Raw genomic sequence first — 10,850 nt, 5'->3', positions numbered from 1 at the left:
TGCACGCGCGCGGCGCCGGTGGCGGTTTGGAAGGATCGCTCGACCCCGCGCGGCGGTCCGCTTGCTAAGATCGCCCGACCTGAAACCCTTACGGAGACACCCGATGAGCGAACTCACCGCCCAATTCGACCAGGCCCAGATCGACGTCAAGCAACTGACGGAACGGCCGGGCAACCTGACCCTGCTGCGCCTGTACGCGCTCTTCAAGCAGGCGACCGACGGCGATGCGCACGGCGACAAGCCGGGCTTCACCGACATCGTCGGCAAATACAAGTACGACGCATGGGATGCACTGAAGGGCACGTCGCAGGATGCCGCGAAGCAGCAATACATCGAACTCGTCGAATCGCTGAAAAACGGCACGGCTTCCTGACCGAACCACGCCCTTCGCAATAGGCAATCAAATCAGTGGCGCAGCGCAGCAAATCTCTTTATAATGCGGCCTGCGTCACCCCCGCGCTCGGCTCGCATGCCGTTCCGGCCCGACGCCTCGTAGCGTTAAGCTCCAATCCGGTTTAGAACCTGTCCCCTCCTGCTTCGACCCTCGCGGTCGTCACTTATCAGGCTGGCGGCCCCGCTCCAGAAGCGCGCCGCACCCAAAACAGCTTCTAATGCCTCATCCGCCGACTGTTCGGCGGATTGCACCCGTTTCCCGATTTGCTCGCTGAATCCGACGACTTGGGTATGCGCGATTGGCGCCGACGTTTCACCCACTGTGTTTCAAGGATTGTTATGACTTCGAGCATCAACTCCAGCCCGCTCAACGCGATCGCCGACCAGGCGCTCGGTCTCGACGACGCCGCCGTACCGGCCGCGGTCGAACCGGCGTCGGACGAGCCGAGCTTCGCGTCGCTCGGGTTGTCGCCGGAGATCGTCTCCGCGCTGCAGGCCGCCGGCTATGTGAAGCCGACGCCGGTCCAGCAGCGCGCGATTCCGGCCGGCATCGCCGGCCGCGACCTGCTGGTGTCGAGCCCGACCGGTTCGGGCAAGACGGCCGCATTCATGCTGCCCGCGATCGAACGCTTCGCGCAGCTCCAGAAGACGCTGGCGCAGCAACCGCGCGCGCCGCGCGAACCGAACCAGGGCGACCGCCGCGTGCGCCGCCCGCAACCCGTCGCGCGCCCGGGCCTGCTCGTGCTGACGCCGACCCGTGAACTCGCGATGCAGGTCACCACGGCCGCATCGACCTACGGCAAGCACCTGAAGCGCCTGCGCACGGTCAGCATCCTCGGCGGCGTCGCCTACGGCCAGCAGCTGATGCTGCTTGCGAAGAACCCCGAAATCCTGGTCGCCACGCCGGGCCGCCTGCTCGACCACCTCGAGCGCGGCCGCATCGACCTGTCCGAGCTGAAGATGCTCGTGCTCGACGAAGCCGACCGCATGCTCGACATGGGCTTCATCGACGATATCGAAACGATCGTCGCCGCGACGCCCGCGACGCGCCAGACGATGCTGTTCTCGGCCACGCTCGACGGCAAGATCGGTTCGCTGACGAGCCGCCTGCTGAAGGATCCCGAACGCATCGAGATCCAGCAGCGCCTCGAGTCGCGCGCAAACATCGCGCAGACCGTGCACTACGTCGACGACCGCGACCACAAGGATCGCCTGCTCGATCACCTGCTGCGCGACGACGCGCTCGACCAGGCGATCATCTTCACGGCGACCAAGATCGACGCCGACCAGCTCGCCGGCCGCCTTGCCGACGCGGGCTTCGAATCGGCCGCGCTGCACGGCGACCTGCCGCAGGGCGCGCGTAACCGCACGATCCGTGCGCTGCGCGAGCGCCGCGTGCGCGTGCTGGTCGCGACCGACGTCGCGGCACGCGGCATCGACATCCCGGGCATCACGCACGTGTTCAACTACGACCTGCCGAAGTTCGCGGAAGACTACGTGCACCGCATCGGCCGTACGGGCCGTGCGGGCCGTTCGGGCACCGCGGTGAGCCTCGTGCACCACGCGGAACAGGGCGCGCTCAAGCGCATCGAGCGTTTCGTGCGCTCGCCGCTGCCGGTCAACGTGATCGAAGGCTTCGAGCCGCGCAAGTCGGCGCCCCCGCGCGGCGGCAATGGCGGCCGCGGCCGTCCGGGCGGCGGTAACGGCGGCGGCCGGCGTTTCGGCGGCAAGCCGGGCGGCGGTCATGGCGGCAACGGCCGCAGCTACGGCGGCGGCAATGGCGGTGGCAATGGCGGTGGCTGGAGCGGCAAGCCGAGCGGCAGCCGCGACGGCGGCCCGCGTCGAGACGGCCAGCGCAGCAGCGGCCCGCGCCGCGGCAATTCCGCGTCCTAAGCACGCACGGGCGGCCGCTGGCCGCCCCACGGATGGCGGCCCCACGGATGACCGTCCCGCCAATCCAGACGACCGGCGCACCTGCGCCGGTTTTTTTTCGTCCCGCCGTACATTTCACAATGCGGAAAATTTTTTTGCGTCGTAAAAAATCATGTTGCGTGGCACAACCCATGCGATTGCAGGATGGGAAAGAGCATTTCTTATCCCGAAATCAAAAATTCAAATCATTGATTTAAAACAACTAAAAATTTACCTACTTCCTGAGACCGCCCCTGTTTCGCTCCCGTCGATTTGCCTAGACTCTTATACAAGACTTCACGAAACGGAACGCACTGCTCCCCGCTTCGAGAACAGCATCCCCACCGTCAGATTCGACCCATTAGGCAACACACCGCATCAAGGAGCTCATCATGTCGCGTCAGCAACAGGCACAGGAACTGCAAAAGCAATGGGAAACCGATCCGCGCTGGAAGGGCATCAAGCGCGGCTACTCGGCTGAGGACGTCGTTCGCCTGCGCGGCTCGATCCCGATCGAGCACACGCTGGCCAAGCGCGGCGCGGAAAAGCTGTGGAGCCTCATCAACAACGAGCCGTTCGTCAACGCACTCGGCGCGCTGACCGGCAACCAGGCGATGCAGCAGGTGAAGGCCGGCCTGAAGGCCATCTACCTGTCCGGCTGGCAAGTGGCCGGCGACGCGAACGTCGCGGGCGAAATGTACCCGGACCAGTCGCTGTACCCGGCGAACTCGGTGCCGCTCGTCGTGAAGCGCATCAACAACACGCTGACGCGCGCCGACCAGATCCAGTGGTCGGAAGGCAAGAACCCGGGCGACGAAGGTTATGTCGACTTCTTCGCGCCGATCGTGGCCGACGCGGAAGCCGGTTTCGGCGGTGTGCTGAACGCGTTCGAACTGATGAAAGCGATGATCGAGGCAGGCGCATCGGGCGTTCACTTCGAGGACCAGCTCGCTTCGGTGAAGAAGTGCGGCCACATGGGCGGCAAGGTGCTCGTGCCGACGCGCGAAGCCGTCGCAAAGCTGTCGGCCGCACGTCTCGCGGCCGACGTGATGGGCACGCCGACGGTGCTGGTCGCACGTACCGACGCGGAAGCGGCCGACCTGATCACGTCCGACGTCGACGACAACGACAAGCCGTTCCTGACGGGCGAACGCACGGTGGAAGGCTTCTTCCGCACGAAGCCGGGCCTCGAGCAGGCGATCTCGCGCGGTCTCGCGTACGCGCCGCATGCCGACCTGATCTGGTGCGAAACGGGCAAGCCGGATCTCGAGTACGCGAAGAAGTTCGCGGAAGCGATCCACAAGCAGTTCCCGGGCAAGCTGCTGTCGTACAACTGCTCGCCGTCGTTCAACTGGAAGAAGAACCTCGACGACGCGACGATCGCGAAGTTCCAGAAGGAACTCGGCGCGATGGGCTACAAGTTCCAGTTCATCACGCTGGCCGGCTTCCATGCGCTGAACTACTCGATGTTCAACCTCGCGCACGGCTATGCCCGCACGCAGATGAGCGCGTTCGTCGAACTGCAGCAGGCCGAGTTCGCGGCAGCCGACAAGGGCTTCACGGCCGTCAAGCATCAGCGTGAAGTCGGCACCGGCTACTTCGACGCGGTGACGCAGACGGTCGAGCGCGAAGCATCGACGACCGCGCTGCACGGCTCGACCGAAGACGAACAGTTCTTCGACGGCAAGAAGGTCGCATAACGCGCGCAGGCGCCACGACTTCGGCAACAAGACAAAAATCAGGGAGGAGACGGCAGGCGCGCGATGCAGATCGCACGACCGGCCGCGCGGCCTGCGGGCCGCCGCAACGACGCGCGCCGGCTTTCGTCCGGCGCGCCCTTTTTCTGCGGTGCCGATCCTGCTGCCGCCCGCGCGGCCGCAACAGCAGGCACCGCTCTATCGATAGACGATCACCGGAATTTTCGTATGGGTCAGCACACGCTGCGTCTCGCTGCCGATCAGCAGGCTGCCGAGCCCGCGGCGTCCGTGGGACGCCATGAAGATCACGTCGCAGCCGCCGCGTTCGGCCGCCTCGATGATGCCGAGATACGGCGACGGATGCACGCTGGTCCACGTGTCGCAGACGACGCCGGCCGCCTTTGCGGCCGATTCGACCTCGTCGAGGTGCGTGCGCGCCTCGCGCTCGCTGCGCGCACGGAAATCGGCGGGCGGCTCGATGATCACTTCGGAGAACGGCGAGTACGGATACTGCGGCAGGCACGCGTAGGCCGTCACGCGCGCGCCGACCGCGCGCGCCAGGTCGATCGCGCCGTCGATCGCCTTTTGCGACAGTTCGGAACCGTCGGTTGGAACGAGGATGTGCCGGAACATCGCGCCCTCCTTCGTCAATCGCACTCCGCGCGCCGCGATCCCGTCCGAGCCGGCCGCCACGCGTCGGTCATGTCTCCTACGATTGTAGTGTGCGAAACCGCGCAACCGGCACCGGCAGCGGGTTCGTCCTCATATCGGAAACGCGCGGGCACGCACGGCCTACGCGCCCCAATAACCGGGCCGCTCGTACGTGTGCTTCAGGTAATCGAGAAACAGGCGCACGCGCAGCGGCAGGTGGCGGCGCTGCGGAAACACCGCGTGGATGCCGATCGGCGGCGCGGCGAATGCGTCGAGCACGCTGACAAGCCGGCCGGCCGCGATGTCCTCGCCGACCTCCCACCACGAGCGCCATGCCAGGCCGTGGCCGGCGAGACACCACTCGTGCAGCACCGCGCCGTCCGAGCATTCCATCGTGCCGTTCACGCGGATCGACACGACCTTGTCGTCCTCCTGGAACGCCCAGCCGCGTTGCTGGTTAGCGTTCGCCGCAAGCGCGAGGCAGTTGTGCCGCGCCAGTTCCGCGAGCGTGGCCGGCGTGCCGCGCCGCGCGAGATACGCGGGAGACGCGACGCACACGCGGCGATTCTCGCCGAGCTTCAGCGACACCAGCGACGAGTCCGGCAGTTCGCCGAGCCGCACCGCGCAATCGAACCCTTCGTTGACGAGGTCGACCATCCGGTCGGACAGGTCGAGCGTGACCGACACGTCCGGATGCCCGCCGCTGAACTCGGGCACGAGCGGCGCGACGTGCCGCCGGCCGAAGCCGGCCGGCGCGGAAATGCGCAGGTGGCCGCTCGCCTTGACGCCCCCGGCGGACACGCTCGCCTCGGCGTTCTGCATGTCGTTGATGACCCGCTGGCAATCCTCGAGGAATGCCGACCCCTCGAACGTCAGCGTGAGCTTGCGCGTCGTGCGCACCAGCAGCTTGACGCCGAGCCGCTCCTCGAGCGCGTCGAGGCGGCGGCCGATGATCGCCGGCGCGACGCCTTCCGCGTGCGCGGCCGCCGACAGGCTGCCCTTCGCCGCGACCGCGGCGAACGTTTCGATCTGTTTGAACCGGTCCATGACTCGCAGGGACGGCACCGCCGCCCTTCAAATAGCTTAAGCCGCTCAAGATTAGGTATATGAAAGTAAAAGATCAAGTGATGATTAGCGTCTTTTTAAGTATCTACGATCACGAATAGAATCGACCCGACCTCTGAAACTGGAGCGCAAGGCTATGTCGGCCACAACGACACTCCCCTCTCCCGACGCAATCCTCTTCGACGCATTCGGCACGTTGTTTGACGTGCATGCAGTCGTGGCTGCGGCAGAGCAGATGTTTCCCGGTCACGGGGAACGGTTGTCGCAGCTGTGGCGACGCAAGCAAATCGAATACTCGCAGCTGCGCACGCTCGCCGATCCGGCCGGCGCCCGCTATCGCCCGTTCCGGGACATCACGCTCGATGCGCTGCGGTTCGCCGCGCGCGCGCTCGGCCTCGCGCTGAACAGCGCGGCCGAGAAGCGCCTGATGGACGAATACGCGTGCCTGTCCACCTATCCCGATACGGTGCCCGCGCTGCGCAAGCTGCGCGCGCTCGAGCCGCGCCCGCCGCTCGCGATCCTGTCGAACGGCAACTCGCAGATGCTCGACATCGCGATCAAGAGCGCCGGCATGTCCGGGCTGTTCGATCGCGTGCTGTCGGCCGACACCGTGCGCGCCTACAAGCCGAGTCCGGCCGTCTACGCGCTCGGCACCGCCGCGTTCGGGCCGAACCCGCGCGGCATCGTGTTCGTGTCGTCGAACGCGTGGGACGTCGCCGGCGCCACCTGGTTCGGCTACACGACGTTCTGGCTCAACCGCACCGGCGCGCCCGCCGAGGAACTCGGCGCGCCGCCCGACGGCACGGGCACCGGCATGGCCGACCTGCTCGCATTCCTCGCCACCCCGGCTCCGTCCGGCAGACACGCAAACCGCACGCGCCCCGGCCCGGGTGCATGACGCTCGCAGCTGCCGCCTTCCCCCTTCACCGAAACCGCAACTGACCGACCAAGGAGATGAGACTCATGAGCACCCCGATCACGCTGCCGCAAGGCATGACGATCACCGGCGAAATCAAGCCGGGTTACGAAGCGATCCTGACGCCCGACGCGCTCGCACTCGTCGCAGCGCTGCACCGCGCGTTCGAACCGCGCCGCCAGGCGCTGCTGCAGGCGCGCGTCGAGCGCACGACACGCCTCGACGCGGGCGAGCGCCCGGACTTCCTGGCCGATACCAGGGCGATCCGCGAAGGCGACTGGAAGGTCGCGCCGCTGCCGGCCGACCTGCAATGCCGCCGCGTCGAGATCACGGGCCCCGTCGAGCGCAAGATGATCATCAACGCGCTGAACTCGGGCGCCGATTCGTACATGACGGACTTCGAGGATTCGAACGCGCCGAGCTGGACGAACCAGATCGACGGCCAGATCAACCTGAAGGACGCGATCCGCCGCACCATTTCGCTCGAGCAGAACGGCAAGTCGTACCGGTTGAACGACAAGGTGGCGACGCTGATCGTGCGTCCGCGCGGCTGGCACCTCGACGAGAAGCACGTGACGGTCGACGGCCAGCGCGTGTCCGGCGGCATCTTCGATTTCGCGCTGTTCCTGTTCCACAACGCGAAGGAGCTGATCGCGCGCGGCTCGGGCCCGTACTTCTACCTGCCGAAGATGGAAAGCCATCTCGAGGCGCGCCTGTGGAACGACATCTTCGTCGCCGCGCAGGAAGCGGTCGGCGTGCCTCGCGGCACGATCCGCGCGACGGTGCTGATCGAGACGATCCTCGCCGCGTTCGAGATGGACGAGATCCTGTACGAACTGCGCGAGCACAGCTCGGGCCTGAACGCCGGCCGCTGGGACTACATCTTCTCGGCGATCAAGAAGTTCAAGAACGACCGCGATTTCTGCCTCGCCGACCGTTCGAAGATCACGATGACGGTGCCGTTCATGCGCGCGTACGCGCTGCTGCTGCTGAAGACCTGCCACAAGCGCAACGCGCCGGCGATCGGCGGGATGAGCGCGCTGATCCCGATCAAGAACGATCCGGAAGCGAACGACAAGGCGATGGGCGGCGTGCGCTCGGACAAGCAGCGCGACGCGACCGACGGCTACGACGGCGGCTGGGTTGCGCACCCGGGCCTCGTGCCGATCGCGATGGAAGAATTCGTCAAGGTGCTCGGCGACCAGCCGAACCAGATCGCGAAGCAGCGCGACGACGTGCAGGTCGAAGGCAAGAACCTGCTCGACTTCCAGCCTGAAGCGCCGATCACCGAAGCCGGCCTGCGCAACAACATCAACGTCGGCATCCACTACCTCGGTGCGTGGCTCGACGGCAACGGCTGCGTGCCGATCCACAACCTGATGGAAGACGCGGCCACCGCCGAGATTTCCCGCTCGCAGGTGTGGCAGTGGATCCGCTCGCCGAAGGGCGTGCTCGACGACGGCCGCAAGGTCACGGCCGAACTCGTGCGCGAATACACGAAGGTCGAGCTCGACAACGTGAAGCGTTCGGTCGGCGGCAACACGCAACCGTACGAGCGCGCCGCGGCGATCTTCGAGAAGATGTCGACGTCGGAAGGCTTCACCGAATTCCTGACGCTGCCGCTGTACGAGGAAATCTGACGAAGCTGTCCGCCGCGATCGGCGGCCGGCCACGTGCCATCGCCGGTCGCACGCGACAACCGCACGAAAAAAGCGCCCCGCGGGGCGCTTTTCCTTTGCGGCGAAACCGACTGCCGCGCGGACGCTCAGGCGGCTTCCCGCTCGCGCCGGTGCTGGACCCAGTCGCCCGACGCGATGCGCGGACGCCCGGCTGCCGCATGGGCGGCGACCGGATAATACAGGCATGCATACTGGCGTCCGCCGAGTTCGACGGTCACCTCTTCCTGCTTGAACAGCGTGTCGACGCCCGGATAGACGCGCTCGATCTCGTCGAGCACGGGAACGAGCCGTTCATCGACCTCGTAGACGTCGCCCCAGACCAGCGACTTGCCGGCCGGCCCGGCGACCATCCCCGGATACGTGCCGAAATCGTACAGTTCGCCCGGCAGCGCGACCGCGCCAAGCAGCGTCGGCGCGGCGATCCCGTGCCGTGCGGCCGCATGGCCGATGTCGTTGGTTTCTCCGGCTCTCAGGGTGCCGTAGACGAATACGTAGCGCATCGTGGTTCTCCTCTTCGATTCGTGTGTTGCCGTGTTCGCGCGCGATTCGTGCGAAATTGCGCACGCATCGATAGACCACCGGATCGACCCTATGGTTCTGACCGGCAAGCGCACGGCCCCGGGCAGCCGCGCAGAATTCGCCCGGCCCCATACAAAGTTCATTTGAACACGGCATGATCGCCCGACAAACCGCCGCATGCGCTCGCGCGGCGCCTTCTAAAATAACGACATCGCCGCCGCGCCGCCCGAACCGTCCATGAATCCGCCCGTCCAAGCCGATACATCGAACCCGTACGACGTCATCGACATTCCGCCCGAATTCGCGCCGACCGCCGTCCATCCGATGCGCGTGCGCGCGCGGCAAGTCGACGCCGGCCGCCGCATCCCGCTGCACACGCATGCGTGGGCGCAGCTCGCGTACGCGTCGCGCGGCGTGCTGCGCGTCGCAACGACCGGCACGACGTGGATGGTGCCGCCGTCCCGCGCGATCTGGGTGCCGCCGCACGTGACGCACGAGGTCGTGATCGTCGAGGAAGCGTATTTGCGCACGCTGTATATCGACGAGTCGATCGTACCGGACGGGCTCGACGCTTGCCGCGTCGTCGAAGTAACGGGATTGCTGCGCGAACTGATCGTCGCGCTCGATGCGCGCGACCTGAGCACCGCGCGCGAGCGCCTGCTGTGCGGGCTCGTGCTCGACGAGCTGAGCCATGCCGAGCCGTTGCCGCTCGCCGTGCCGATGCCCGACGAGAAACGGCTGCGCACACTGTGCGAATCGGTACTCGCGCAACCGGCGCATGCGGAATCACTCGAACACTGGGCAAGCGAGGTCGGTGCGAGCACGCGCACGATTTCGCGGCTCTTCAAGCAGGAACTGGGCGTAAGCTTTTCGCAGTGGCGCCAGCAGGCGCTGCTGGCGCGGGCGATCCCGCTGCTGAACCAGGGGCGCCCGCTGTCGCATATCGCGCGCGAACTCGGCTACCAGAGCCAGAGCGCGTTCTCGGCGATGTTCCGCCGTGCATTCGGCGAAAGCCCGCGCGCGTTCATGCTGCGCGGCTACGAGCACCGCGGCGCGGAAGGTCGCATTGCGGACGATGAAACGCCGGACGACGACGCGATCGACGCCTTCCGCTGAGGGCTGCGCTCCGGATCGTCAGATCTTCAGACCGGCCGCACCATGTGGCGGATCGAGCCGAGTTGCGCGAGCCGCGGCCCCGCTACCTGGTAGCCCATGCGCAGGTAGAGACGCGCGGCGGGATTGTCGACGAACACGCGCAACTGCAATTCGTGCAGCCCGCGCGCACGCGCCCAGCGGTGCGACATGTCGAGCATGTAGGTACCGGCGCCCTGCCCGCGATGGCCGGCCACGATCTGGACATCGCGGATATGCAGCGAGTCGCCTTCCTCGGTCACGCGCAGCACGCCGATGCGCTCGCCGTCGGCTTCGAGGATGAAGTTCTCTGATTCGCGCCAGCTCGCATAGAACAGATCGCTGCGCCACACGAGCCCATGGCGCTTGTAGTAGCCGCCCATGTTGCCGTGCGTCAGCGCTTCGGCAAACGGGAAATCGTCGGGCTCCGCGGGCCGGAGCTGATACAGGAGTCGCAGGTCGGTCGGATCGAGCATCGCGCAGGGGTCAAGAACGCATCCCGCCACGATAGCGCAGTCGCGCACGGATGCAATCGCGAATTTCTCGTAGCGATGTGGCGCCCGATACCCGGATCGGAGTGCCCGACGGACGCAACCGGAAACGCAAATGAAGAAGCCCGCACACAAGGCGGGCTTCTTCAATTTTCTGGCGGAGCGGACGGGACTCGCCTGCATCCCGCAGGCCGCGGCTGCGCTTGCAAGCGCAGCCCTTCGAGTCCCGCCGCAAGCCGCGCAGGCGGCTTCCTCCGATCCGCGACCACGCGCCCGAGGACGGGCGCAACAACCGAACGCACAAACGAAAATGCCCGCACAAGGCGGGCACTTTCGTTTGTTTGGCGGAGCGGACGGGACTCGAACCCGCGACCCCCGGCGTGACAGGCCGGTATTC

Annotated in this window: 11 protein-coding genes; 7 read left to right on the top strand and 4 right to left on the bottom strand. The window is 66.5% G+C overall.

Features of this window, described 5'->3' with window-relative positions; translation table 11 throughout:
• Nucleotides 1–103: 103 nt before the first annotated feature.
• From OEJ37_RS22810 to aceA, 3 genes are all read left to right on the top strand, one after another.
• Complete coding sequence (locus tag OEJ37_RS22810; RefSeq protein WP_011352486.1) at nt 104–373, top strand: acyl-CoA-binding protein; 270 nt, start codon at nt 104–106, stop codon at nt 371–373.
• Nucleotides 374–732: 359 nt separating this feature from the next.
• The gene (locus OEJ37_RS22805; RefSeq protein ID WP_174420375.1) at nt 733–2,286 is read left to right on the top strand and encodes a DEAD/DEAH box helicase; all 1,554 of its coding nucleotides are present in this window, start codon (nt 733–735) and stop codon (nt 2,284–2,286) included.
• 410 nt (nt 2,287–2,696) lie between these two features.
• Nucleotides 2,697–4,004: an isocitrate lyase gene (gene aceA, locus OEJ37_RS22800; protein ID WP_152863933.1), complete on the top strand. Its 1,308-nt coding sequence runs from the start codon at nt 2,697–2,699 to the stop codon at nt 4,002–4,004.
• Nucleotides 4,005–4,199: 195 nt separating this feature from the next.
• Here aceA and OEJ37_RS22795 read toward each other — a convergent pair whose 3' ends face one another.
• Both OEJ37_RS22795 and OEJ37_RS22790 read right to left on the bottom strand, forming a co-directional pair.
• A complete protein-coding gene (locus tag OEJ37_RS22795; RefSeq protein ID WP_174420395.1) occupies nt 4,200–4,634 on the bottom strand; it encodes a universal stress protein in 435 nt (144 codons plus the stop codon).
• 159 nt (nt 4,635–4,793) lie between these two features.
• Entirely contained in the window at nt 4,794–5,699 is a 906-nt protein-coding gene (locus OEJ37_RS22790) for a LysR family transcriptional regulator (RefSeq protein WP_152863930.1), read from the bottom strand.
• Nucleotides 5,700–5,853: 154 nt separating this feature from the next.
• Here OEJ37_RS22790 and OEJ37_RS22785 point away from each other — a divergent pair, with 154 nt between their 5' ends.
• Both OEJ37_RS22785 and aceB read left to right on the top strand, forming a co-directional pair.
• Nucleotides 5,854–6,615, top strand: coding sequence for a haloacid dehalogenase type II (locus tag OEJ37_RS22785; protein WP_175920257.1), 762 nt, complete (start codon nt 5,854–5,856; stop codon nt 6,613–6,615).
• Nucleotides 6,616–6,680: 65 nt separating this feature from the next.
• Nucleotides 6,681–8,273 carry a malate synthase A gene (gene aceB, locus OEJ37_RS22780; protein WP_263345821.1) on the top strand — a complete coding sequence of 531 codons (1,593 nt, stop codon included), beginning with the start codon at nt 6,681–6,683 and terminating at the stop codon, nt 8,271–8,273.
• 125 nt (nt 8,274–8,398) lie between these two features.
• On the opposite strand, the gene OEJ37_RS22775 is transcribed toward aceB, so the two are convergent.
• On the bottom strand, nt 8,399–8,812 hold the full coding sequence (locus OEJ37_RS22775) for a gamma-glutamylcyclotransferase (protein ID WP_174420371.1): 414 nt from the start codon (nt 8,810–8,812) through the stop codon (nt 8,399–8,401).
• Nucleotides 8,813–9,068: 256 nt separating this feature from the next.
• Between OEJ37_RS22775 and OEJ37_RS22770 the strand changes: the two genes are divergently transcribed.
• Nucleotides 9,069–9,947 carry an AraC family transcriptional regulator gene (locus tag OEJ37_RS22770; RefSeq protein WP_175920259.1) on the top strand — a complete coding sequence of 293 codons (879 nt, stop codon included), beginning with the start codon at nt 9,069–9,071 and terminating at the stop codon, nt 9,945–9,947.
• Nucleotides 9,948–9,973: 26 nt separating this feature from the next.
• On the opposite strand, the gene OEJ37_RS22765 is transcribed toward OEJ37_RS22770, so the two are convergent.
• Nucleotides 9,974–10,438 carry a GNAT family N-acetyltransferase gene (locus tag OEJ37_RS22765; RefSeq protein WP_174420369.1) on the bottom strand — a complete coding sequence of 155 codons (465 nt, stop codon included), beginning with the start codon at nt 10,436–10,438 and terminating at the stop codon, nt 9,974–9,976.
• Nucleotides 10,439–10,568: 130 nt separating this feature from the next.
• Between OEJ37_RS22765 and OEJ37_RS22760 the strand changes: the two genes are divergently transcribed.
• Nucleotides 10,569–10,850: hypothetical protein (locus OEJ37_RS22760; protein WP_263345816.1), on the top strand; the 282-nt coding region annotated here is incomplete at its 3' end.

The organism is Burkholderia sp. BKH01, assembly GCF_025685725.1.
Lineage (GTDB): Bacteria > Pseudomonadota > Gammaproteobacteria > Burkholderiales > Burkholderiaceae > Burkholderia > Burkholderia pyrrocinia_C.
Note: the sequence above shows the minus strand (reverse complement) of the source record. Positions and strands in the feature narration are given on the sequence as shown.

Excerpts from the sequence above, each read along its gene's own strand:
- OEJ37_RS22770 (WP_175920259.1), top strand. The coding sequence starts at position 9,069 with ATGAATCCGCCCGTCCAAGCCGATACATCGAACCCGTACGACGTCATC.
- OEJ37_RS22795 (WP_174420395.1), bottom strand. The coding sequence starts at position 4,634 with ATGTTCCGGCACATCCTCGTTCCAACCGACGGTTCCGAACTGTCGCAA.
- OEJ37_RS22790 (WP_152863930.1), bottom strand. The coding sequence starts at position 5,699 with ATGGACCGGTTCAAACAGATCGAAACGTTCGCCGCGGTCGCGGCGAAG.
- aceB (WP_263345821.1), top strand. The coding sequence starts at position 6,681 with ATGAGCACCCCGATCACGCTGCCGCAAGGCATGACGATCACCGGCGAA.
- OEJ37_RS22775 (WP_174420371.1), bottom strand. The coding sequence starts at position 8,812 with ATGCGCTACGTATTCGTCTACGGCACCCTGAGAGCCGGAGAAACCAAC.
- OEJ37_RS22785 (WP_175920257.1), top strand. The coding sequence starts at position 5,854 with ATGTCGGCCACAACGACACTCCCCTCTCCCGACGCAATCCTCTTCGAC.
- OEJ37_RS22765 (WP_174420369.1), bottom strand. The coding sequence starts at position 10,438 with ATGCTCGATCCGACCGACCTGCGACTCCTGTATCAGCTCCGGCCCGCG.
- OEJ37_RS22805 (WP_174420375.1), top strand. The coding sequence starts at position 733 with ATGACTTCGAGCATCAACTCCAGCCCGCTCAACGCGATCGCCGACCAG.
- OEJ37_RS22810 (WP_011352486.1), top strand. The coding sequence starts at position 104 with ATGAGCGAACTCACCGCCCAATTCGACCAGGCCCAGATCGACGTCAAG.
- aceA (WP_152863933.1), top strand. The coding sequence starts at position 2,697 with ATGTCGCGTCAGCAACAGGCACAGGAACTGCAAAAGCAATGGGAAACC.